The 24,487-nt window shown below is 36.4% G+C and carries 18 protein-coding genes and 1 pseudogene; 13 read left to right on the plus strand and 6 right to left on the minus strand.

All coding sequences use genetic code 11. The annotated features are described in order from the left end of the window. The first annotated feature begins 1 nt into the window (after position 1). The 7 genes and pseudogenes from H6G25_RS03045 to H6G25_RS03075 all read left to right on the plus strand — a co-directional run. The gene (locus tag H6G25_RS03045) at positions 2-589 is read left to right on the plus strand and encodes a KaiA family protein (RefSeq protein ID WP_190391200.1); all 588 of its coding nucleotides are present in this window, start codon (positions 2-4) and stop codon (positions 587-589) included. A 123-nt stretch (positions 590-712) separates the two neighbouring features. Beyond that, positions 713-1,027: a circadian clock protein KaiB gene (gene kaiB, locus H6G25_RS03050; protein WP_190391201.1), complete on the plus strand. Its 315-nt coding sequence runs from the start codon at positions 713-715 to the stop codon at positions 1,025-1,027. A 179-nt stretch (positions 1,028-1,206) separates the two neighbouring features. Beyond that, entirely contained in the window at positions 1,207-2,766 is a 1,560-nt protein-coding gene (gene kaiC, locus H6G25_RS03055) for a circadian clock protein KaiC (RefSeq protein WP_190391202.1), read from the plus strand. A 109-nt stretch (positions 2,767-2,875) separates the two neighbouring features. After that, complete coding sequence (locus H6G25_RS03060; protein WP_190391203.1) at positions 2,876-4,828, plus strand: TolC family protein; 1,953 nt, start codon at positions 2,876-2,878, stop codon at positions 4,826-4,828. A gap of 306 nt (positions 4,829-5,134) precedes the next feature. Then, a complete protein-coding gene (locus tag H6G25_RS03065) occupies positions 5,135-5,524 on the plus strand; it encodes a hypothetical protein (RefSeq protein ID WP_028083973.1) in 390 nt (129 codons plus the stop codon). Positions 5,525-5,577: 53 nt separating this feature from the next. Beyond that, on the plus strand, positions 5,578-6,081 hold the full coding sequence (locus H6G25_RS03070; RefSeq protein WP_190391204.1) for a hypothetical protein: 504 nt from the start codon (positions 5,578-5,580) through the stop codon (positions 6,079-6,081). A gap of 260 nt (positions 6,082-6,341) precedes the next feature. Further along, a pseudogene (locus H6G25_RS03075) lies at positions 6,342-6,422 on the plus strand (DUF4277 domain-containing protein); the annotation flags it as partial. 411 nt (positions 6,423-6,833) lie between these two features. Here the strand turns inward: H6G25_RS03075 and H6G25_RS03080 are convergent. Both H6G25_RS03080 and H6G25_RS03085 read right to left on the minus strand, forming a co-directional pair. Then, positions 6,834-8,144 (minus strand): aromatic amino acid transport family protein, encoded by a 1,311-nt coding sequence (locus H6G25_RS03080; protein WP_190391205.1) that lies wholly within the window; start codon positions 8,142-8,144, stop codon positions 6,834-6,836. A gap of 84 nt (positions 8,145-8,228) precedes the next feature. Continuing rightward, positions 8,229-9,431, minus strand: a complete 1,203-nt coding sequence (locus H6G25_RS03085) for an AAA family ATPase (protein ID WP_190391206.1) — start codon at positions 9,429-9,431, stop codon at positions 8,229-8,231. Between the two features lie 436 nt (positions 9,432-9,867). Here H6G25_RS03085 and H6G25_RS03090 point away from each other — a divergent pair, with 436 nt between their 5' ends. Beyond that, complete coding sequence (locus tag H6G25_RS03090; protein ID WP_190391207.1) at positions 9,868-10,314, plus strand: response regulator; 447 nt, start codon at positions 9,868-9,870, stop codon at positions 10,312-10,314. A gap of 69 nt (positions 10,315-10,383) precedes the next feature. Here H6G25_RS03090 and H6G25_RS03095 read toward each other — a convergent pair whose 3' ends face one another. Next, positions 10,384-11,499, minus strand: coding sequence for a hybrid sensor histidine kinase/response regulator (locus H6G25_RS03095; protein WP_190391208.1), 1,116 nt, complete (start codon positions 11,497-11,499; stop codon positions 10,384-10,386). A 22-nt stretch (positions 11,500-11,521) separates the two neighbouring features. Further along, complete coding sequence (locus H6G25_RS03100; protein WP_190391209.1) at positions 11,522-12,829, minus strand: response regulator; 1,308 nt, start codon at positions 12,827-12,829, stop codon at positions 11,522-11,524. A gap of 579 nt (positions 12,830-13,408) precedes the next feature. Here H6G25_RS03100 and H6G25_RS03105 point away from each other — a divergent pair. Then, positions 13,409-14,131 (plus strand): response regulator transcription factor, encoded by a 723-nt coding sequence (locus tag H6G25_RS03105; RefSeq protein WP_190391210.1) that lies wholly within the window; start codon positions 13,409-13,411, stop codon positions 14,129-14,131. On the opposite strand, the gene H6G25_RS03110 is transcribed toward H6G25_RS03105, so the two are convergent. Beyond that, entirely contained in the window at positions 14,132-15,457 is a 1,326-nt protein-coding gene (locus H6G25_RS03110; protein WP_190391211.1) for a lipid-A-disaccharide synthase-related protein, read from the minus strand. It abuts the gene before it with no gap. 41 nt (positions 15,458-15,498) lie between these two features. Beyond that, a complete protein-coding gene (locus H6G25_RS03115; protein ID WP_190391212.1) occupies positions 15,499-16,335 on the minus strand; it encodes a carbohydrate ABC transporter permease in 837 nt (278 codons plus the stop codon). Between the two features lie 220 nt (positions 16,336-16,555). On the opposite strand from H6G25_RS03115, the gene H6G25_RS03120 reads away from it, so the two are divergent. From H6G25_RS03120 to H6G25_RS03135, 4 genes are all read left to right on the plus strand, one after another. Then, positions 16,556-17,392 (plus strand): D-alanyl-D-alanine carboxypeptidase family protein, encoded by an 837-nt coding sequence (locus H6G25_RS03120; RefSeq protein ID WP_190391213.1) that lies wholly within the window; start codon positions 16,556-16,558, stop codon positions 17,390-17,392. A gap of 56 nt (positions 17,393-17,448) precedes the next feature. After that, a complete protein-coding gene (locus tag H6G25_RS03125) occupies positions 17,449-18,021 on the plus strand; it encodes a TIGR04376 family protein (RefSeq protein ID WP_190391214.1) in 573 nt (190 codons plus the stop codon). Positions 18,022-18,246: 225 nt separating this feature from the next. Next, positions 18,247-20,814: a dynamin family protein gene (locus H6G25_RS03130; RefSeq protein ID WP_190391215.1), complete on the plus strand. Its 2,568-nt coding sequence runs from the start codon at positions 18,247-18,249 to the stop codon at positions 20,812-20,814. Positions 20,815-20,955: 141 nt separating this feature from the next. Further along, positions 20,956-24,363, plus strand: a complete 3,408-nt coding sequence (locus H6G25_RS03135; RefSeq protein ID WP_190391216.1) for a virulence factor SrfB — start codon at positions 20,956-20,958, stop codon at positions 24,361-24,363. Positions 24,364-24,487: the final 124 nt, after the last annotated feature.

The raw sequence follows: 24,487 nt of genomic DNA on the forward strand, positions 1-24,487 counted from the left end.
AATGTTAGTACCTATATTGCTTTTACAAATAATAAATATAAAACAAATTTCCGGTAGACCATTTGCACAAAGGAGGCACAAAGGTTTACTTATTCACGGATGGAATTTCATGAATAAATTCCTTAGCCAATACTACCGATTAATCAGCGAATGGTATTCTCTGCCAATTACTACTACACCTGATCAGATATACTATTTACCTAATCAGACATTAGATAGAAAAAATAATTATTTTCTGGCCTTTGCCCAGCAGAGAAAGACACAAAATTTTCAGGATATGACTACTACCGAAAAACAGGAGATATTAGAGCAACTGAAATCAGATTATCGGCAAATTATTGTAAATTATTTTCTAACCGACAAAGCAATAAAAGAAAAAATTGATAAATTTATCAACGCCCTATTTTATGCTAATATTCCTGTGCCACAAATTATAGAAATACACATGGAAATCATTGACGAATTTGCCAAACAATTAAGACTAGAAGGGAGAAGCGATGAAACATTACTAGATTACCGTTTAACCTTAATAGATATTTTGGCACATCTTTGTGAAATCTATCGTTCTACTGTTGCTAAAATCAATTGAATTGAATGCGGCCAAGCAGAATTTCCATCTCCAGTCATTGTGAGTAAATACTAGAAGTATAGATAAAACCTTTGCTTTGTTTATTTGTCACATTTATTGCTTATTTTTAGGAGTCTATATTGTATGAATCAAGCCAAAAAAACCTATGTTCTCAAGCTTTACGTGGCAGGAAACACCCCCAATTCAGTGCGAGCCTTAAAAACCCTCAAAGATATCTTAGAGCAAGAATTTAAAGGTGTTTATGCCTTAAAAGTAATTGATGTCCTGAAAAACCCCCAATTAGCTGAAGAAGATAAAATTCTTGCCACTCCGACATTATCAAAAATTTTGCCTCCTCCGGTTCGGAAAATTATTGGTGATCTTACAGATAGAGAAAGAGTATTGATTGGATTGGATCTGCTTTATGAAGAACTGAGTGAAGAATATGAACAAGAGTAGGATAAAATACAGTAGATTGGGGGTAAAAGAAGTACAAAATTTTCATAAAAAATCAATTTAATTATTAAGCGGATTTTACCAAAAGACTCCTAACTGCGTAAATTCTGCCGTATTTATGAAAAATGATCAAAAACTTTCTTGATTTTAAAAAACCAGGTTGAATATCCTTATTAGATAACATGACAAGAAAAGAGCAGTTTGACCAAAAAAAAATACCCGTTGGTGGCGTAGAAAAAATTCGGACAATGATCGAGGGCTTTGACGATATTAGTCATGGCGGTTTACCCGTTGGTAGAACCACCTTAGTGAGTGGCACTTCCGGAACAGGAAAAACTTTGTTATCACTGCAATTCCTTTATAATGGCATCACCTACTTTGACGAACCAGGAGTATTTGTTACCTTTGAGGAATCACCCAGTGATATTATTAAAAATTCCCATATTTTTAATTGGAATTTGCAACATTTAATTGATGAAGGTAAATTATTTATTCTCGACGCTTCTCCAGATCCCGAAGGTCAAGATATAGTCGGTAATTTTGATTTATCTGCCCTGATTGAAAGGTTACAATATGCAATTCGTAAATATAAAGCAAAAAGAGTTTCCATTGATTCAATGACAGCCATATTTCAACAATATGAAGCTGTAGGAGTAGTGCGACGGGAAATTTTCCGTTTAGTAGCGCGTCTGAAACAATTAAACGTCACCACAATCATTACCACTGAAAGAGGTGAAGAATATGGACCAGTAGCATCTTTTGGCGTTGAAGAATTTGTTTCCGATAATGTAGTGATTGTTCGCAACGTTTTAGAAGGAGAACGCCGTCGTCGAACTATTGAAATTCTCAAATTACGGGGAACAACTCACATGAAAGGTGAATATCCCTTCACAATTACCAACGAAGGAGTTAATATATTCCCCTTGGGAGCAATGCGATTAACACAAAGATCCTCTAATGTGCGAGTATCTTCTGGGGTGAAAATCCTTGATCAGATGTGTGGTGGTGGTTTCTTTAAAGACTCAATTATTTTAGCAACAGGAGCTACAGGAACTGGTAAAACCTTATTAGTGAGCAAATTTATCCAAGATGGCTGTATTAATGGTGAAAGAGCGATATTATTTGCCTATGAAGAATCTCGCGCTCAACTTTCACGTAATGCTTATTCATGGGGGATTGATTTTGAGGAATTAGAACATCAAGGACTGTTAAAAATAATTTGTACCTATCCCGAATCAACTGGTTTAGAAGATCATTTACAAATTATTAAATCAGAAATATCTCATTTTAAACCTGCTCGCATTGCCATTGATTCACTTTCAGCCATGGCTAGAGGTGTTAGTAATAACGCTTTTCGTCAATTTGTCATTGGGGTTACAGGTTATGCTAAACAAGAAGAAATCACTGGTTTTTTTACCAATACTACAGACCAGTTTCTCGGTTCTCATTCTATTACCGACTCCCATATTTCCACAATTACAGACACAATTTTGATGTTGCAGTATGTAGAGATTCGGGGAGAAATGTCGCGGGCAATTAACGTCTTTAAAATGCGAGGCTCTTGGCATGATAAGGGCATTCGTGAATATAATATCACAGCCGACGGACCAGATATTAAAGATTCACTGCGTAACTATGAGCGAATTATTAGCGGTGCGCCTACTCGCGTTATTATAGATGAAAAAGCAGAACTTTCTCGCATTGTCAAGGGTTTTGAAGACAAACAGAGTTCTGATGCTTAAAATAGGAAGAGTGCGATATTCCTTCACAAATCTATGGATCATGCTATATTTTGTGGTGAAGACAAGTATTCTGCCGCTAAATTGATATTTTTTTCTGTGAGGGGACGCGGTGAAAAGACAGCAATTATTCCATAGTTTCTTACCCGGTTTTACGGTAGCAGTATTAACAACTCAGCCCGCTTGGGCTAATGTTATGAACATGAGTGAGGTACAGCCAGGGTCTTATCCTAATGTTTTGATTTCTACCAATAGTGGAAATTCATTCACACAAGTTACAAATCACCCAGGATTATTATTTAGCAGTTATTTCCGTCAGGGTAGTATAAAGCCTGCTGTTAACTACAGTCTGCCAATAATTACCGCTGACAATAATCTTGATATTCAGGAAGTAAAAATACTTAAAAAAGATGATGGTAGATTTGTCAATTTTTCTGATCTATCCAATCATAATTTGCTGGCTGTTAATAATCCCAATTCTGAGCAGCAATTTACCAGCGGTAATACTAGGGTATCAGAATTACTAGAATCTCGGAAATGCCCACAGCAGAAGAGTCAAGCAGCTTTACTACTTGCCTCTAACACCTGTTTACCTAAAAAAACTTCTGATTGGATAGCTCAAACAACTGTTCCTAATACACCAGAAACTAGTACACCTCTTCCTGGGGAGAATGTAAAACCTGCACCTAGTCAGTCCGTAGATTTTACTAATACTCCTAATGACTTAAATCCTAACCCGAATCCACTGTTATTTCCAGGACAAGCGGAGGAAGTAAAAATACAGGCAACTCGGCCAATTAGTTTGTCAGAGGCTTTGGAACTGGCTAAACGGAATAACAATGATTTACAAGTGTCCCTGTTACAATTGCAACGCAGTAAATCAGTTCTGCGGGAAGCTCAAGCGGCTTTATTTCCTAGTGTAGATTTAAGCGGAGATTTAACAAATGGTCGTGACGTTGGGACGGCACTACGCATTGACCAAGCTAGAAAAACAAATCCTTTGCTAGATGATGCTCCAGCGAACACAAACTTTACCGGAACAGCACAGATAAGATATGACTTGTATACCTCCGGTAGACGTAATGGGGCTATTCAGGAGGCTGAAGAAAGGATACGTGTACAAGAATTAGATATCGAAAGACAATCTGAGGAAATTCGTCTAAATGTGTCTAAGGCATATTATGATCTGCAAGAAACCGACGAAAACGTGAGAATTACCCAGTCAGCGGTAGAAAATGCTCAAGCTAGTTTGAAAGATGCCATGGCCTTAGAAAAAGCTGGCGTTGGTACTCGTTTTGATGTATTGCGATCGCAAGTAAACCTAGCCAATTCTCAACAAGAATTAACCAATGCCCTCTCTAAACAACAAATTGCCCGCCGCAAATTAGCGCCATTGTTAAATTTGTCTCAGTCAGTGAGCATTAGTGCGGCTGATCCAGTAAAATTAGCAGGTTTATGGCAGCAACCACTAGAACAGAGCATTGTTTTAGCTTATCAAAACCGTCCTGAACTACAACAAACTTTAGCACAGCGGAAAATCGGCGAAGCACAGATAAAACAGGCTTTAGCGTCTTCTGGTCCACAGGTGAGTTTAGTAGGGAGATATAACTTATTAGATCAATTTGATGATGGAACTAGTGTGAGCGATGGTTATTCATTAGGACTACAAGCCAGCATTAATTTATATGGTGGAGGAGCAGGAACTGCAAGAGCAGCCCAAGCTAAAACCAGTATTGCGATTGCTGAAACGCAGTTTTCTGAACAAAAAAACCAGATTCGCTTTCAAGTAGAACAAGCTTATTCCACCCAAGCCTCAAGTTTAGAGAACGTACAAACTGCTAATGTAGCCTTAGAACAAGCTAGAGAATCTTTACGATTAGCGCGGTTAAGATTCCAAGCAGGTGTAGGTACTCAAACCGATGTAATTAACGCATTAAATGATTTAACACGGTCCGAGGGAAATCGCGTCAGAGCCATATTAGACTACAATCGAGCCTTAACAGAATTACAAAGATATGTTACAGCCAAAGGATTAAAACAGTTAGAGGAATCAGGAGTCAAATAAGAGGTAAGATTAGTAGGTTGGGTTTCTTGCCTCAACCCAACCTACAAGAAATGACCAAGGATCAATGATGTTGCAAGTGCTAAACTATTGACATACTCACCGACCTGAAGGTGCGATGATTCTTGACACTTCACTGGAACACGCCACAAGTGGTCTTATCGTCCCTCCATGTCCGTTTAAAGTCTCCCAATGCCCTATGGCGACTATAACCAAATTTTAACATAAAGCCGTCCTAAAAGCGATGCACTGAGCTTGCCGAAGTGGACGGGGCTTGTATCCCAGATTTTTGGTCAAAAACTCATGATCATGACTAAAGTTACATCACAAGAGATTGCAAAATTTCGTTCTCTGATGGTAGATGATTCTCAAGCAATGGAAGCATTAGACTTGATAGAGGACTGCGATGGAGATTTAGAAGACGCGGTAATGACTCTGGCTATTAAAGCTGGACAACAACCGGAACAAACTAATTCTGAATGGTTAGATGCCTTAGCCAAAAAATGGCGGGCTGTAATTTGTGAACAGGAATATCGAGAAGACTTGCTAAATGGGTCAATTCAAGAGATGATAGAACATCTGAGGACAATACAGACCTTTCCGAGAAGTCTGGCCACACCGGTTTTAATTTATGTTCTTAAACAAGGTGTAAATAACTTTTGTGAGCCTCTAGACTTGCTAAAATCAGATCAATCCTGATTAGTGAATATACTGATGATGTCAACTGGAATTTAAAAAATAGTTTAAGATTAATGAATTATCTTGTTGCTGTATTATCAGATCGTATCCAAGCCGAAGCCGCCGATTTAGCTTTAGAAAAAGAAGGCATAAATGGGACTATTCTTGGTAGAGGTTATAAAAGTGCTGATGAATTTGGTTTAATTGATCCCAAAGAAGAAGCAAAAAAACAAGTAAAATTAATGGCGATTTGGTTAGTCCCATTTGGCTTTTTTTCCGGTTTTACTTTCAGTTTGATTACTGGTTTAGATACCTTTGCTTGGGCTGGAGAAATCGGTAATCACGTAATCGGCGGAATTTTGGGTGCTGGTAGCGGGGCTATGGGTAGTGTATTTGTGGGGGGTGGTGTTGGTTTGTTTGAGGGTGGTGGTGATGCTTTACCCTATCGTAATCGCTTAGATGCGGGTAAGTATTTAATTGTCGTCCAAGGTTCGGAAACTCTGACCCGTCAAGCTACTCGGATTTTAAGGCAGTTTGACCCAGAAAATATTCAAGGTTATGCTGCTGTAACTAAATAATTAATCTGAATTACAGCGAATTTCAGGTAAATGAACCACGGTTTTTGTTTCGCGCAATCTCTCTTAGAGATCCCGAAGGGTAGGCGCAAAGTAGGAAACACGCAAAGGAAGAAGGTAATCAAAGTTTGGTTTAAATCGCCGAAAACTGCTGTAAGTAGGTGAACGGAAAAAAACCGACATAAGTAACGAAAAGTAAAGTGGCCCAAAACCTCTTCCCTGTTCCCTCACTATAAGGACAATTTTTAACGCCAACCTACTTAGCTTGTGAGCATTTAATAGGAAGAGGAGTCAAACCAGAATATCTCAACGATGATAAACTGGGGAGGGTCATGGATAAACTATGTTTTTAATACCAAATCAATGTCAAATTAACCGATGAATTAACGTAAAATCCTTGCCATATCAGGATTTTCGGGTTTGGTAAAATAATTTAGTATAAGAAGTACCGAAGAGCCATAAATTTTGAAATAATACCAATTGCACAGAATTATCAGCAATTTATATATCTAAAGGGGGACTGGATTAAACCACTTTAAATATTATATATTAAATAGCCCGATTACCCTACCGGACTTTAGCTCCAAATCCTCTTTTGTCATTACCCGACAAGAGGGGTTTTATTCACTTTTGAATATTAATTATGTAGATGATCACCAAAAACTAGTATGTTGGTCTAAGCCAAAGCGAACAAACTCCAGAAAGAAAATATTAGGTTTTCTCGCATCATTTTATTAACCGGAAATTAGTCATTTTTAGGATTTATATATTGAAAAAAATTGTCTACCTATAAGAAAGATTCCGCCCATAATGATGAATATTAATGTTATTTTTCCTCCCGGAACTAGGGTTTGATGGTTACTATGGAAAAATTCTGGATTTTGACTTTGTTTCCAACTCATTAATGCTGGCATAATTCCTGCTAAAATAGAAATACTAAACGTACCTGTGTATTCTAAAGCCTGGAAAAATATGGTGGGATTAAATGTTCCTAAACTTAAAGGTGGAAGCAATACCAAGGAATAAAGAGGTAAACGAGAAATTTCGCTTTTAGTAATCAAAGAAATATCTTTAAAAAAATCCGTTAAACCGTAGGTAATACCAATAAATGATGTGACAATGGCAAATTCTGAAAAAATTGATAATAACATTGCAAACCATTCTCCAGAAGCACCATTGCGGAGGATTTTTAATGGGTCAAATATCCTCTCATTTCCTGGACTAAGTTGTACAATATCTGGAGTCACGCAGCCTAAAATAACCGCATTCCAAGCCAAAAACATCAAGAGTGGAATCACAGAACCAATAATAATAGATTGACGAATTTTGGGAATATCTCCTTCTAATTGAGTCACAACCAAGGGGATAACAGAATGGTAGAACATGGCCACATATATAACAGCAAGAGAACCACCAATAGCAGTCCAATTTTGGACTAAGAATTGAGAGCTTTGGATTTGGCTTCCTCCTAATAATAATAAACCCACAAAGGCCATGAGTAAAATAATGGTAAATATTTCATTTAATTTTTCAATAAAGTTATTTTTTCCCCAATAAATCATGCTACCAAATATTAGGGAAAAACTCACTGTTCCTGCCCAAGGAGGTAAAATATTTTCTAACTTCCAAACTTGGTTAACTGTCGTTGTTAAAACTTCTCCACCTTTAGTCATATATGCCACTAACAAAGCATAGTGATTAAATAAGTATGCGACTCCAGCAATTCTCGCTCCAACTTTACCAAGAATCTTTTCTATAATTGCTAATAAGCCTAAATGGGGAATACCCTCAACTCGCATGATATTTAAAGTCACTTCCGCAATTATTAAACCAGATATTAAAGTATAAAACCATACAAAAATAATGGCAATTGTAGATGGTATAATACCGGATGGTAAGGTTACTGCTGGTAGTCCAATAATTCCAGCCCCAACAGTAGTTCCCACAATTAAAGCTGTATTTCCTAAAACACTACCTGGTTGATGTTGAAATTTATTACCATCAAATTCTAGATGAGAAAATAATCGTGTTACCGCTTGGTGATCTTGTTTTTCTTGTCCAATCATAAACTCAAAACTAATTGTTGCTCTTCTCAATACAGTTATACCAGATACCCGACTTCTAATATCAGTCGAAGATATAATAAGTGATTAAACGAACTTCTTGACAAACTCACACATTAAATCTACTCTACCTTTGCGTAACATGGCTGGATCTAATCTTTCAGTGGTATTACAAGTCATTAATACTACTAACTTCTGCTTCATTTGAATGCCAGATTCATCAATTATACTCTGGTATAATGTGCCATCTAATAAGGCTAAAATATGCTCAGTTTTGTTATTATATTGTGCCACTTCTGAAGCCCGATCTTGAGCTAGATTATCAGCTTCGTTGATGATAATACAAATGCGTTCTAAATATGTTGGGGGGACGAAGTTGGTAATAGCATCATGATCTAAAATGAAAATTACATATCCTAAAGGGACAAGAATTTCTTTAGCTATACTCTGGGTCCATGCTGTTTTTCCTGTACCTGGTGCGCCATGAACTACAACTGCTAATTGGTTTTGATTTAGAATTGTTTGTTGAACTAAGTCGCTAAAATTTTGGATGTCTTGGGGAAATGTCCGCAATGGATATTGACTATGAACTTTCCCCACCCGACTTTGATATCCACTCAGCATTACTGCTAAATCATAGGTCGCTTTATTAATTAAAGGTTTCATATTTTGGGACATTAAAGTATAATTCCTTCTGCCCCTTTCATAGGCTTCAATTTGTAACCAAATATCATGTTTTGACCAATAAGCATAAACTGTATTTACCACATCTAATCTTTCCCAGTTCACAAATTTTTCTACGGGAAAATAAAAGTCTCTTTCTGAGTAATATTGAGTGATAATATCAGGACGTTCTAATAATTTTAAGACTCGGAGAACGGTGATTTCTTGCAGAAGATTCAGCACATAATCAATAGGAATACTATTACGGCTCACAAATTGTACAAGAGGTGTTTCTGTACTCAAAATGTCTTTATGGCGCTGTTCTGGAGTGAGCATATCTGGTGTGATATAATTCCAAAATTTCTGAAATTCACCACGAGTATAATCCGAGGCTAAATTTAAAATATTTGCCCACCAAGCATATTCTTTTCTAGCTAAAGCATCAGCATAATAACTGACTAGATTAATACTTTTCTGGGTTAATTCCTGAGTATCATGGAATAAAATTTTCCCGAAATATTCCCAATCAAAATCTCTTTGAAATGGCCGCCAACCGCTAGATAATAAGTTTTGACAGTTTTTATTGGTGTTATTACTTTCGTTAGTTCTGAAATAGTCAAAATCCATAATTTAAATTATTCTCTGCTGAGACAATGATGCACAATTTTTTGTTACAGCCATTATTGGTAATATATTATATTCCCAAATGGTACTCGTGTCAACTATTCTACTCATAATTTAGCTATTTGAGCAATATTATTTAGTATTTAGCAAAATTATCTCCTGTCTGCTGGGTTAAAAATTAAATAGTAACTCCATGGTTAGTAAAAATAAAAACAATAAACCCTATTTCTCGAAGAAGTAGGATGATAAATTTGTTGATTTTTGTAAATAAATTTATTAGCAGTTTTGCATATAATCAAAATATATCTACTAAAAGGATTAAAACTGGATTTTTGTTTCCCGTTCCAATTACTGAAGATAAACAACCAATGAGAATTTGTGGGTTCGTCCGTTCTACTCATAAAAACGACTACTCCCTATTAACTACTCTGGAGAAGAGATGTATTTAGCACATTCATTTATGAGTGATGAAAAACGACAAAAACATCAACAGCCTTTGGTTTTAGCAGTAGAAGATAATGATGACAGTCTATTGCTAATGAGCTATACCCTAGAATTATTAGGTTGTCGATCTATTTGTCAAAAAGAAAGTTCAAGAACGCTATTTATGGCTAAGGAGTATCAGCCTGATTTAATTTTATTGGATATTTTCTTACCAGGTATGAGTGGGTTAGATGTTATTCAATATCTCAAGGGAGAATCATTAACTTGTCATATTCCTGTAGTTGCTGTCACGGTGTTGACTGGAACTGAAGATAAAAAAAGTATTCTCAAGGCTGGTTTTGATGATTACATTAGTAAACCCTATATGATCGAGGAATTAGAAGCAATTATTCGGCGGTTACTAGGTAGAAAATTTCAGCTATGTTCGGTTTCAAGAATATAGCAGGGAATAGGGAATAGGGAATAGGAAATAGGGAATCAGGTTCAAAGTCCTTGTATTTATTAATGGTAATCAAGTGACCTTGGGTAATCTGACTGTGAATGTGCTACCTTTACCAAGTTCTGAAGAAAGTTCCATTTTACCTCCATGGGCTTCGACAATACATTGTGAAAGATGTAGTCCTAAACCACTACCTGATCTTTTATTCCTTCCCTGGCGAAATCGCTCAAAAATTGTTCCTTGATCTTCGGCTGCAATACCATAGCCTGTATCTTGAACTTCGATGATTATTTGACTTGGATGATTGGTTGGGGATAAGGTTTCAAAAATGCGGACTTCTATGCTACCTGTATCGGTAAATTTGATAGCATTAGCAATGAGATTACTGAATACTCGTCTTAATTCTAAGCGATCGCCGTTAACAATTCCTCCATTATTTCCTGTTTGGTTTAATTCATGAGGATATAATTTTAGAATTAAGTTTTTCTCAACTGCTAAGGGACTGAGTTCACCCACTACTTCAGTGGCGATTTCCATGAGGTTACACGATTCCCTGTTTAAGCTTTTCTTCCCAGCTTCAAAACGGTAAACTTCTAGGAGAGTATTCACCATTTCTAGGAGATTTTGATTGCTACGAATTATCATATTAATTGCTTGTTTCATTTCTGGAGAAATCTCGCCAAAGACTTCTTGCAAAAATAAATTAAGCATTCGATCAGCAGCGACTAAAGGAGTACGTAAATCATGGGTAAGACGAGAAACAAAATCTTCTCGCTGTAGTGTCATTTTTCGCTGTTCGTCAATACTGTGCTTTAATCTTAGCAGCGATCGCACTCTTGCTAATAATTCTTCTGTGTCAAAGGGTTTGCGAATAAAATCGTCAGCACCAGCATCTAAACCTTCCACAACACTAGATTCGTCAAAAGCTGTCAATAGCAAAATCGGAATATAGTTTATTCCTGGATTATTACGGATTCTTCGCGTCACTTCATAGCCATTTATTCCTGGCATCATCACATCTAAAATAATTAGATCTGGTTCTAATTCTACCACGTTTTTTAAAGCTGCTTCACCATTAGCAACTGAATCAATATGATATCCCTCATACTCTAAAATTGCTTCCACTAAAATCAGATTATCTTTGCTATCATCAACGGACAAAATTCGATCTTTTTTTAGAATAGACATAATTAATCAACCTTTTAATCATCTACAACTTCAAATGTGTTGAATTTATTGATGCTTTCTTACAGGAATATATAGAATGAAAATGATGCTGATGAGTAGGAGAAACTATATTACCTAAATCTGCTATCAAATTTATTTTCCGTGGTAATTCTATTTTAAACATTGAACCGACTCCTAATTGACTTTCGATACATATTTTTCCTCCCATCATGCGTACTAACGAATCAACAATAGCTAAACCCAAACCTGTACCCGGATATTTACGGCTGATACCTTGATCAACTTGATGGAATGCTGCAAAAATATTTTGAAAATCTTGAGGAGCAATACCAATTCCCGTATCTTCTACAGCAATTGTAACTCTATTTTGATGTATTTCTTTGATTTCTACGAAAATATTTCCAGATTCTGTAAACTTAATGGCGTTAGAAAGCAAATTCATTAAAATTTGCCGTAATCGCACTGCATCATTAAATACTAATTTATTATCTAAATCTCCTTTGACTAGCAAAGATAAATTCTTAGCTTCAGCTAAAGAACGGATTTCTGTCACCGTATTATTAACAACTTCTGATAAATCGAATATTTCTGGCTTGAGTTCTAATTTACAGGCTTCTAGGTGAGAAAAGTCCAGAATTTCATTCAGTAACACTAGTAATTTTTTACCATTCTTGAGGATTCGTTCTACCATGTCCATTTGTTGATTTGTTAAATTACCAAATTTGGGACGTAATAGAATCTGGGAAAATCCAATAATCGCATTCATTGGGGTTCGTAATTCATGGGATATCGTGGCTAAAAATAATGATTTTAACCTTGATATTTCTAAAAATGCGAGGTTGTGTAAATGAATCTGTTGCTGTTGTGCTGCTAATTCTTTGTGCTTGAGAATTAGCTCTTCATGACTTTCTTTAAGTTGTTGATTTGCTAACTCTAGCTGCATTTGGGTGCGGTGGATACGAATTACACTTCGTAAAATTTGGGCTATGGTTTCTGAACATAATGTAGACTTGATAAAATACTCACTAGCACCTGCTTTAATACACTCTCCAGCTATTGCTTCATTTCCTGAATTTATTAAAATTACTAAAGGAACTTTGATGGCTGAAGAATTTATTTTGTGAATTAATGTTAAGCAATCTTGATTTCGTAAGTGATAGTCGAGAAATATGCAATCATAGTGATTATTGATCAGAGCCGAGAGCGTGTGATGACTATCTTTGACTTCATCAAGTTCTATACTAATACCTGTTTCACTCAAAGCTAGATTTAATAGCACACGCTCTACTTCATTCTCTTCTACAACTAAAATTTTTAGCGTTTCTTCCATCGGTTTTTATTTTCACTGTAGTAAAATCAAATACTTTATCTAGTTGAAAATATTGTAAATTAGCAATTAGTTAACTGTCTTCACCCATTAGTGAGAGTTGCATGGAAACATTGTGTACCAAAACCTTGGGTATTTTTACTTGAATAATGGTGAAATTTCCAAATAAAAACTACTCCCCTAGCTGGCAACTGCTATATTTAGTCAATTACAAATTTGGGGATAGTGTTTAACTGTAATTTTTCCAACTCGTCTCAATAATCTCATTTGTTTTGGGAGAAATATCTATATATCTTTAGCTAGATTTTTACATCTACCCAAATTCAAAAATTGCTGATTTATTATTCCCATTGGTAGATGTTAATTGGTAACAGGATCGTCTATCCTGAATACGGGTGAGTCAGATGCAACTGTTAAAAAAATGCTTAGAAAAAGTTTTAGTTAGTAAGTTCGTGTAGAATGTATAGAATATAGCTATTCATAAAAAACTTCAGAAGCAGGGCGAACAAGCTTTTTTACTACCTATCCCCTCTTACCTCCTGAAACTACCTCAGCAGTAATCCGATTATCATGGGTGTAACAATGAGTGAAATTAGTATTCTATTAATCGAAGATCATGATTTAACCCGTATGGGACTCAGAACTGAATTGCAGTTACACGGCGGCTTTAAAGTGATTGGTGAGGCCGCTAATGCGACTGTTGGATTAAAACTTTTAGAAACGACGAAACCAGATGTGGCTGTGATAGATATTGGTCTACCAGATATGGACGGAATTGAACTGACACGCAAATTTAGACGTTATCAGGCTGAAACAGGACAATCACAAACCAAAGTCTTGATTTTAACGATGGATAATACAGAAGATTCTGTCTTGGCGGCCTTCGCAGCAGGGGCAGATTCTTATTATATGAAGGAAACAAGTATTAATAAATTTACTGAAGCTGTACAAGTCACTTTCAGTGGTAACTCTTGGATTGATCCAGCGATCGCTAATGTGGTATTAAGAAAAGTACGTCAGGGTAGCTCTGCTGACAATCAATCATCCGATAAGCCGAAAACTGTAAAAATCGAGGCTTTGGAAACAGAATATGAACAAGTTTTAGAAACCTACCCCCTCACCCAACGGGAACTGGAAATTTTAGAATTGATTGTGGGTGGTTGCAGTAATGGACAAATTGCAGAAAAATTATATATTACCGTAGGAACGGTAAAAACTCATGTTCGCAATATTTTAAACAAACTCTGTGCTGATGATCGTACTCAAGCAGCAGTTCGGGCTTTACGTTCTGGCTTGGTAGCTTAATCAGTTTACCAATCTTTCCTGTAAACATTCTGCAATCCTTTGTGCAGCACCCGCAAGTCCCATACGCTGTAACCCGTTTTTAGCAATGTCATGCAAAAGATCAGGATTTTTCAGTAGAGACTGCATGGCTGGTAACACCTGAGATGGTTGATTAACTAAGGTTAGGGATATTCCTAACAGCCGACTTTGGGCTTCTGCAAAAGCGGCGTTATATTGGGGGCCATCACCAGGAATAGCAATGGCTGGTTTTCCTAAACCAATGAATTGTTCCGTTGCAGTCCCCGCCATAGCGATGGCCAAATCACCCAAATGTAAACACTCATTATAGGCTGCTTGTGTCAAAATTAGATAAGCATTTTTTTGTTTAAAAGTCAAGCTATTGGGGTCAGAAATTTGTACAGGAGATTGATCACAAAGTCGCCAACCTTGAATATGTAAACTTTGAGATAAAATACCACAATCTAAACCAGGAGCGATCGCCCCCAAAAAAATCATTGTCCCAGCACCAGAGAATAAAGAATCTTGTTGTTGTAAACTGGCAACCAGGGCAGATACAGAAACCATGATCATTTCCCAATTATTATAAGCTTCCGGGGCGCGAGAACCGGGCAACAGAGTCACAATCAAAGGACGAATTTGTTCTTTGTGTTCAGCATTACCACGATCAAACCCTGGGCTGCTAAAATTGGTCTTTAACCCATCCATCATCGGATTTCCTGCATCTACAGCCGGAATTGACCACTTTTTTAAGATCTTCGTCGTCAGAGAATCTCTAGGAAACACAGCCTGACAACGGCTGCGACTCATTAACCACCTTTCCCAAGGATGGTAAATTGAACCAGAAAAATTTTCCCACTTTGCGGATTTTGATTTTCGTGGTAATAAACCCGCTTCATCGCGCACATAATATTCTGATTTAGCCGTACCCACAAAAGCGTAATTAGCACCACTTGTAGCTGCGAATAACAGGGGGACAATATCCCCCACAGCTAGAATAGCCTTTTGATTCCCTAAGCTTGTTTGTAGCCTCACCCAACGGCGTACAGATTTGATTTGATTCCAGGTTAACTGAATCAAACCACCGCTGACATCACGCATTAGCTCTTTGCTATCCATGTAAACAAAACCCCCAGAAGGCATATTCTGTACCTTACCGATTATGGGAACGTTTATTTTTTGATAAGCGTGTCCTTCACCCACTATTGGTAAAACAAAGATATCAGGTGGGGAAGATAATGTTTGTAAAGCCTGGATAATCCGTACAGCAATGATATCTTCTCCATGACCATTGCTTAAAACTAATAATTGTAAACGAGAATTGGCCATTGACTTGAAAAACACCCTCTAATATTAATTTAGAATATTAATTAACCCTTAACACCACTAGCAGTATCCGTAGGGACAATGTATTTTTGTAAGAACAGAAATAATACTAACACGGGAGTAGTTGAAATTACTGAACCAGCGGCCACCAAACGCCAATCTAAAGAAAAAGTCCCCGCTAACTTAGCAACTCCCAGAGGTAAAGTGTATAAACTTTCATCCTGAATCACAATTAAAGGCCATAAAAAGTCACTCCAAGCGCCAATAAAGACAAAAATAGCCAGAGTAATTAGCGCTGGACGGATAGCGGGTAGCATTACATACCACCATAATCCTAACTCAGAAGTACCATCTAAACGAGCAGCTTCTTCAATTTCCTTTGGTACAGTTATCAGGGCTTGACGTAGTAAAAATATACCGAAAGCAGAAGCTAAACTAGGGAAAATTACCCCTAGATAACTATTTCTCAAACCTAATTGCACTGTGAGAATATATAAAGGAATCATGACGATTTGGAAGGGAATCATAATTGTGGCCACAATAGCAATGAAAATTCCGTTTCTGCCCACAAATGATAGTCTAGCTAAGGGATAAGCTGCTAAGGAACAAAACAACAAATTTAAACCGACAGTTAATACAGATACTAGGATACTATTATATAAATAAGTGGCAAAAGGTAGAGATTGCCAGACTTGAGAGAAATTTTCTAAGGTAGGTTGACTAAGTAATAATTCGGGTGGTGATTGCCAGATATTTTCCGTTGGTGACTTCAGTGATGTGCTAATTAGCCATAACATGGGAAAGAGCATGACTAAAGCGATCGCTCCTAGTATGGCATAAATAAGTAAAGTTTGCAGTCGGGAGTTTTTTAAATTCATCATTTTACGAAGGTGTATTAAGTATCAATTTTGTTTATTATAATTGATGAACTAAAAAATAGACCTGATTCTATAATTAATAATTATACACAAGAATTTGATCTAAAGTTACAAAAAATAAAAAACAAGATTCCCCAACTTCTTAAAAGATCCCGGAATTCTTTAAGAAGTCTGGGATCTAAGATATGATGAAATCGGAATTTTCAAAATAAATAATATTTTCATGAAACTAATTCAGAAAATAGCAGCATTTGTTACTATAATTATTTTTGTCAGTGTTACCTTAGTCTTTGCTCACAAAATTTCCCAAAGTCAGTTAACATCAAATCCTGAAATTGTCAAAGAATGCGTAAGTAAATTTAATGGAAGTTGTCAGCAACCAAAAATAGATGTAAATGTCCCATTTATTCCTGATCAGAAATTAGATGATCAACAGCGTTTTTTAACAACAATTGCCAATAAAATTCCCACAGTTCCTGAGATTGATACATTTGAATATACCTTACTACGTTCCTATGGAACAGTATTTATTAATCAAGACTCAGAAATTAAACTACCAGAAAAAGTCATTTTAGACAATGAAATAGAAACCCAATCTTTTCAGGATCAAATCAGTATAGATCTAGTAAATGGTACAGAAGAATGTTATTTACAAAAACGAGCAGCAGCAGCTTTAAATAAAGCCAAAGAGTTAGAAAATATTGCTCTAAAATCTGGTTATGCTGGGGACTGTTTGCGTAATTTTGCCACTAATTTAAGATTTTGGAATAAATACGCAAATAGAGAAATATTAACCCAAGTCAAAGCTGGAAAAGAGACAAAAATTCTTGGTTTAGTTGCACCTCCAGGGACATCACAACATTTGTGGGGATTAGCAATTGATTTAGAAATATTAACACCGACTCAAAAACAGATTTTAAATGAAAATGGCTGGTTTCAAACAGTAGTTAATGATCTTCCCCATTGGACATATTTAGGTTGGAGAGAGGAGGACTTACCGAAATTCGGGTTACAACAAAAAATCATCCAAGGAATTAAATATTGGACTACACCAATTTAACTAATTTGTAATTTGCTGATAAAATAGACATATATTTGAGATTTGGAGCTTTAACAATGAGTTTATTTGATGATCTAAGTCGCTTTTTAGAAAGTCGTCTAGAAGAATTTTTGCGGAATAACCCTCATTTAGAGTTAGAAGCACTTTTAGAACAACTGCGGGAACAGGAAGAAGACACATTAAAGTTAATTTCTGAGTTACAATTACAAGAGAAGCGATCGCAAGATGAAATTCTTTCCACAGCCCAAGAAATTCAAAAATGGCATATCCGTATTCAAAAAGCCCAAGCTGCGGGTAGACAAGATCTAATCACTCCAGCCCAACAGCGAGAAGCTGCATTATTGCGGGAAGGAAATCAAATGTGGGGACATATGCAAGGACTAAAAGAACGCATTACCCAATCACAAGAACTACTTGGGAAAATTCAAAAACGTCGCCAAGAGGTACAAAATAAAGCAGCAGAAATGCAAACAGCCAGAACCAAAGCACAAAGCCAGCAAAAGTTAGAAAACTATGGTTGGAATACTACTAGTAATTCTCAAAGTAATTTTGATGAATTAGAAGATAAATTTCGCCGTTGGGAAACCGAAGATGAATTAGAACAACTTAGACGCAAAATAGGCAAATAATTGCGGCTTGCTGAAAAAGTCTTTTCGTGGTGGCTAGGAGTCACCGAGTCAGGAGTTATGATACTTGTAAATAACTTCTACTTTATGGCTTGCGCCACTCTATCACCAAAAAACTTTTTCAGGTTCGACATGATCCGCCCACTTTTTGTTACATTGGTAGTGGTGATTTTTGGGTTTTGTGTTATAACCCTGTTGTGAAAATGAACTGAAACGAAAGACCACTCTATGGAACCAGATAAGCTGGCGCGAATAAAAGAGTACGGTGAATTTATCCTCCGCAAAATTGACTCCGTACCCCAATATCCTTCCCAAGAGGAAGATTGGGTTCCCACTAGCCTTGATGATTGTCTGCTGCGGCTGCGAGAAGCCGCTGTGAAAACGGTAGAACTGGCAACCTCACCGGTGAAAATCGGCGTAATGGGGGAATTTAGTAGTGGTAAAAGTTTGCTGCTAGGGAGTCTCATTGGTTATGCAGACGCTTTACCGGTGAGTGAAAATCCCACCACTGGTAATGTCACCGCTATTCATATTCAAGTCCAGGATGATTTTGCAACTACTCAAGTAAATAATTACACTGTAGAGTATTTATCCCATGACGGGGTAAATGAGTGCTTACACTTCATGCTGAAAGAAGCAAACCGTCGCGCCATATCCGCTGGTGTTACACCTTTGCAGGTAGATAAAATTAAGACTGGTAAAGATATAAGTATTTGGTGTGAGGAAGTTTGGAAAAGTTCCAATAATTTAGAGTTGCGTTATTTGCTGCGGGAGTTAGTGCTATTTTTGCGGGCTTATCAGGCTTATGGTGAGGCTTTATGCGGTCGCTTTTACCAAATTGATGGTATTACAGCCCGTGAAGGTTTACAACTGGCAGAAATGCCCCTGGCGATTCAATCTCTGAAATTTGAGGATTTACCACCAGCGCATATTCGCTTATCTAGTGCGCCGCAAAAATTAACTATTCAATTATTACGGAATAGTTTTTTCTTAATTCGTCGTGTTGATATTCAAGTGAAAATATCACGGGAAATTTGGGATCTCACAGGTGCGGAAGAATTTGTGCTGTTAGATTTTCCCGGTTTAGGTGCGGCTAATTCTGGAACTAGAGATACATTTTTATCATTACGAGAATTGGCGCAGGTACAGACAATTTTAGTCTTACTTAATGGTAAATCTCCGGGGAGCGATCGCGCCAATAAAATCTTTACCATGATGCAGCAACAACGCCATGGACAAGACATCAAGGATTTAATTCTAGTAGGTGTAGGACGTTTTGATCAATTACCTTTAGAAGGTGAGGGAGGAGAAAGGGAACTGGATTTATTAATTGCTAATCAATCTGATGATCAACCATTACAAATAAGTACAGTTTTCCAAAAACTCAAAGTTCTAAAAACTATTATTGACGGTGCGGAAGCATTTACTTCTCAAAAAGACCGAATTGTTTTATTATCACCATTATTAGGGTTAGCTGAATTAGCCAAACGTTCTAGTCAAGTTAAAGCTGGTTCTGCGGAATTTCTGGCGAATTTAGATTATCCAGATTATCTGGAAAAATCGAGGAAATTACAAAAAAAATGGGGTGATTTAAGCGCGGGTTTATTAGCAGGAGATAGTCGTAATCAGTTAGGAAGACAATTAGGTTATTTCGCTCAAGATGGTGGTATTAGTAAATTAAGAGAATTGATTCAAAGTCATGTTGCTAATCACGGCTTAAAGCAATTATATGAAGATAGCCGTCGGGCTGCTGATACGATTCGTCAACAACAAGAATATCTTCAAGAAATTCTTGCCGAAATTCACGAACAAGGCATACCTATATCTGATACTCCGGCTTTGATAGAATTAAGATCAGCCATAGAAAGTTTAGATAAAATCTACAGAAACTTTCAAAAAGATTTAGGGAAAGAACAACTGAAAGATAGAAGAGGAATTGTAGTTAGTGATGTGATTAAAGATGAACTAACTTTAAGAATTTTGAATTGGAATCAGTGGACATTATTATTTAATAAAATCCAAAATGGTACAATTACCCTAGCGGAATTTAAAGGTGCAGCCGGCAAATTATTTGATCGAGGAAATCGGGTGAATACCTCTCTACCAACTAAGAGTGATGACTTTTATCCAGCCTTTGAGAAAACAATTAAAGAATTGGAAAACTTTGCCAGCGATCGCATTCGTCAAGCTGTGATAGACTTATTGAACTCATTAGCCCATAAAATCACCTTAGAACGGGAAAAACTGCAAGCCATTCTTCAGCCAGAAATGGAACAAGAAATTGAAGAAAAATTTGGATCTGAAGAAGCTGATTTATTTTATAAACTGTTATTAGGATGTGATCCTCGTCAATGGAAAGAAGCCATTATCACTGAAATAAATAACCATGATCAAACTATCAACCCAGCCAGTATTTTTCCCCTAGCGAGACAAGATGAAAAACACAGTGTAGGACAAATATTTGATTGGTCTCCTGAGAAAAATCAAACATCACTGAAAAGTGCTAATCATCAACTTTTTGTTTTGCGACTAAGGGATGAAATTACCGCTAGTGCTAATCTCCACCTAGTACAATATGTCAATGAAAGTAATCAGCAGGTAAATATAGAAATCAATGGAATTTTAGATCAAATAATTCCCAGTTTGCAAAACCTTTCCAAACAAGAAGCACTACTAAGATATATTGCAGCTAGAGATTCACAAGGGGAACTAGCTATTCCCACCTGGTTAGACATTTTAGCCGATATTGCTACAATTAATGAGGCTGAATTATTTATTTATAGCAATCTCCCATAAGATCCCTGACTTCTTTTTCAAATTGTGTAAATAAATGATAAATTGATCTTAGGATTCGGGGATCTGACCTCATTAATTCTGCCTTATTTAATTTATCAGCATTCAGTGATCAACCATCAACTTAAATAAGGACCATTAAAAATGCCTGTGGAAATTCAGATTCCACCTAGTTTTAAATTAGGTGTTAAAGAAAACTCACAGTTGCATCTACCTTCGATTCAAATTGTTGCTGTTAATAGCAACATTCCGTACATTTCTCGAATTACCTGTATAGTGAGGGGGACACCAAATCAATTAGCAGCAAAAATTCAAAGAACCTATAGACAATTTCACTCAGCTACACCCAAACAAATCATTAATATCTGTCAATTAGGACAGGATATATGTCAATTAGATTCACCTTTAATAACATTAGTTGACTGTACCTTAAAGGTAATTGTTGAATACTTCGACTCTGACAGTGCAGGACAACCAAACTTGTCTATATCTAAACATATATCCGCCGAATGTGATCTTTGGTTTATACCCATACAAAAATCACCAAATTCATTTACAAGAAATCATCAAGCCATGAACAATTCGCAATTTGACACCTATCTAAATAATTTAAGTCAACAACTGAGTGAAAAACTCAACGAAAAACAAAAGAAAAGATTTCCGGGTTGGTTAGCTTTAGATTTTGGTACTTCTAACTCCACAGTTACACTTTTTGATCCCATTGAAGTCCCCATTGCAGAAGTTTTACCCAAAGAACAAGAACTGAGATTAAGACAACGCATGGCTGAATGGTTAAATTCTCCCCCAGATTTAGCCTTAGCAGATGTTAGTGCTAGTGAGTGGGAAAAGTTTCTAGTTGATATTAGCAAAAACTTACAAATACAACCAGATCAATTAAGTGAGATTTTTGAAAGTGATCACAAAGAATTATTTTTAGAAGCCATTCGACAAATTGAATTATGTTTAGGAACAAGCGATAGATTTCGTCGGGCTGTTAGTAAAAAACTTTATGCTATATATCATGAAGTTTTTCGTGTTCCTACATTAGAATCACAAAATTTAATTCCTGTAATCTTAGATATTGACCGTCGCAATACAGAAATTCCCAGTGAAATGGAAGTATCGCAATTAATCCCATTAAAACTACAGATGGGTAGAGACGCAAGAGATAACAGAAAAAAAGCAATAGCCCAGGGAACAACTGTTTCAGTCAAAGAAATTATTAGCAGATTTCATCATTCACCCAAACGCTATTTTGGACAGGATCGATCTTTCCCAATTATCCTAGAAAACGAAGAAGAAAATATTCAAGTTAATCGCCTAATTCAAGCAGCTTGGGCGCAATTAATTGAGTTAACAGAAGATTATCGTCAACGGGCTAGACGCAGGTTTTCTGAAGGCGATTTTTTAACAGCAGTTGTCACTTATCCCACCGTAGCCCCGCCAATAGTTCGCAAAGAAATTAAGCAACTGGTACAAGAATTAGGTATTGATGATGTACAAACAGCTTATGACGAAGCGGTTTCTGTCGCTATCTTTTTTCTGTGGCGAGAATTTGGCGGTAATTTGAATATTGGCATTGAATCTTTCAAAACTCGTTGTCGTCAAAATGGGAATAAATGGTCACAAAATGTTCTGGTTTTAGATATTGGTGGTGGTACAACAGACTTAGCTTTAATTGAACTTACCCTAGAAGATAAAACTCCATTTTTTGCAGACAATGAAGATAGAGGTTTAGGAGGACGTTACTATAAATTAACTCCTAAATTATTAGGTTCTTCGGGACATTTACAACTAGGTGGTGAATTAATTACATTGCGAATTTTTCGCCTATTAAAAGTTGCAATTTCTGATTTTCTTCTCACCGCAGTCACTACAGGTGACATTGAAAGTGATAAATTAGAAGACTTAATTAACTCCGAATTAAACGAACGTTTTTTAGAAAACGGAAAATTTCAAAGCGGTAGTTTATTAAAATGTATAGATAAAGAAAATCCCGAAGGTGACGTTGCTTTTAAAGATGCTTTAGATACAGCCGAAAAAGTCTTACCAACTCGTTGGCAACAAGCACCCCAACGACTGCAAACCTTTTATACATTGTGGGATCATGCTGAAGCTGCTAAACTTAAATTAGGACAAAAAAAACCCAAAGATGGTTCTTTATTAACCTTCACTTTAAATGAACAACAAATAGGCGAACTTCTAGCCCAAAGTTCAGTTAAATTTCAAGTTAGAAGCCCTGAATCTATTTCCTTAACTTTAGATAATCAACAATTTGACCGGGCTATCATCTCATCTATTAAAGAAGCAATTGGTATTGCTAAAGGTTTAATAGAAAGTCGTCTCAATTCAGAACCTAATCAAAAAGTAGATTGGTTAATTCTATCTGGAAAAACTTGTAATCTTGATTTAGTTCAACAACAAATTTATGAAGAATTTAGTCAATCACCATATTTTGTTTGGAACCCAGAACGGATTACTTTTGTTTTAGAATTTACAAAACTTGCCACCTCCGCAGGTGCTTGTTATGCCGAAAAATTGCGTCGTTTTCGATTTGATCCTGAAGAATCTAAAAATCTGTTACGCAAGGGCGCAAATCAATTAGAAATTGATGTTAAAAACCTGTTTTATTATCTTCCCTGTAACTTCAAACGCAAAACCCAAAGTAACGAACCATTGGCAATTTTTACCGCTGGACAAGAACTATATCAACTTGCACCTTTAGACACCGTTGCCAAAGTGCGGACACCTTGGCAGGGTATACAATTAACTAATATTATCCATCGTCAAGATTATGAAAAGGGAACTTTTCGCCTGTGGGGGAGTTTTGACGGTAAAATATTAATGGATAAATTGGGTATGGAAGAACAGGAATTTCTCAAAAAAATCAAAATCCAATTTGAGATTGATCAAGCTTTACAATTTAGTATTTTACTATGTCGAGGTAATCCCCATTACTTAATAGATGTACCTGGTATTAACATTAATTCAGTTATATCTCCGCCGGAAAATACTTTATTTAATAATGGTAATTTAAAATGGAATATAGCCATAGAAAACCCCCAGCATAACTTAAATGATGGTGATATTGCTGTTAATGTTTTAGAAGCAGCCACCGTTGATCAACCTCATGCTTATCATTTAGTATTTGCAGTTGATAATAATGATAGTAAGACCATGGAAACATTTCATTATTTACAAGATGGTGTCAAACAACCGGGAACAGGATTAATCAGTAAACCTTTACCACCATTTCCCCAAAGTGGTGAACATACTTTTTATATTTATCAAATTGATAGTCATACAAATACAAAAAAATGGCTGCGAATTGGTACACTGCATAAACCGGATATGATCACAGATTATCCTTGTCAATATCATGTAACTCTTGATCATGCAGGAATATTAAGAATACACGCTGGTGCAGTTCCTTATTGGACATCTAATCATCAACAATGTCTCGAACAAGAAGGATGTGTTTATCGGACAGAATTGGAATTACAACCCAACGAAGTTGATAAAGAACGTGATCCATTTTGCGGTATTCATTAGCTTTAATTCCGTAGGTTGGGTTGACGCAAGGAAACCCAACATTATTAATCATTTAGTTGTTTTTTGCTGGGTTAGGCTGTGGCTTAAAAAAACCTAAATTTTCTATTTTCATCCTCATCAAATT

Source organism: Dolichospermum sp. FACHB-1091 (assembly GCF_014697585.1).
Taxonomy (GTDB): domain Bacteria; phylum Cyanobacteriota; class Cyanobacteriia; order Cyanobacteriales; family Nostocaceae; genus Dolichospermum.

Coding starts and splice junctions, on each gene's coding strand:
- H6G25_RS03045 (WP_190391200.1), top strand. CDS start 2: ATGTTAGTACCTATATTGCTTTTACAAATAATAAATATAAAACAAATT.
- kaiB (WP_190391201.1), top strand. CDS start 713: ATGAATCAAGCCAAAAAAACCTATGTTCTCAAGCTTTACGTGGCAGGA.
- kaiC (WP_190391202.1), top strand. CDS start 1,207: ATGACAAGAAAAGAGCAGTTTGACCAAAAAAAAATACCCGTTGGTGGC.
- H6G25_RS03065 (WP_028083973.1), top strand. CDS start 5,135: ATGACTAAAGTTACATCACAAGAGATTGCAAAATTTCGTTCTCTGATG.
- H6G25_RS03070 (WP_190391204.1), top strand. CDS start 5,578: ATGAATTATCTTGTTGCTGTATTATCAGATCGTATCCAAGCCGAAGCC.
- H6G25_RS03080 (WP_190391205.1), bottom strand. CDS start 8,144: ATGATTGGACAAGAAAAACAAGATCACCAAGCGGTAACACGATTATTT.
- H6G25_RS03085 (WP_190391206.1), bottom strand. CDS start 9,431: ATGGATTTTGACTATTTCAGAACTAACGAAAGTAATAACACCAATAAA.
- H6G25_RS03090 (WP_190391207.1), top strand. CDS start 9,868: ATGTATTTAGCACATTCATTTATGAGTGATGAAAAACGACAAAAACAT.
- H6G25_RS03095 (WP_190391208.1), bottom strand. CDS start 11,499: ATGTCTATTCTAAAAAAAGATCGAATTTTGTCCGTTGATGATAGCAAA.
- H6G25_RS03100 (WP_190391209.1), bottom strand. CDS start 12,829: ATGGAAGAAACGCTAAAAATTTTAGTTGTAGAAGAGAATGAAGTAGAG.
- H6G25_RS03105 (WP_190391210.1), top strand. CDS start 13,409: ATGAGTGAAATTAGTATTCTATTAATCGAAGATCATGATTTAACCCGT.
- H6G25_RS03110 (WP_190391211.1), bottom strand. CDS start 15,457: ATGGCCAATTCTCGTTTACAATTATTAGTTTTAAGCAATGGTCATGGA.
- H6G25_RS03115 (WP_190391212.1), bottom strand. CDS start 16,335: ATGATGAATTTAAAAAACTCCCGACTGCAAACTTTACTTATTTATGCC.
- H6G25_RS03120 (WP_190391213.1), top strand. CDS start 16,556: ATGAAACTAATTCAGAAAATAGCAGCATTTGTTACTATAATTATTTTT.
- H6G25_RS03125 (WP_190391214.1), top strand. CDS start 17,449: ATGAGTTTATTTGATGATCTAAGTCGCTTTTTAGAAAGTCGTCTAGAA.
- H6G25_RS03130 (WP_190391215.1), top strand. CDS start 18,247: ATGGAACCAGATAAGCTGGCGCGAATAAAAGAGTACGGTGAATTTATC.
- H6G25_RS03135 (WP_190391216.1), top strand. CDS start 20,956: ATGCCTGTGGAAATTCAGATTCCACCTAGTTTTAAATTAGGTGTTAAA.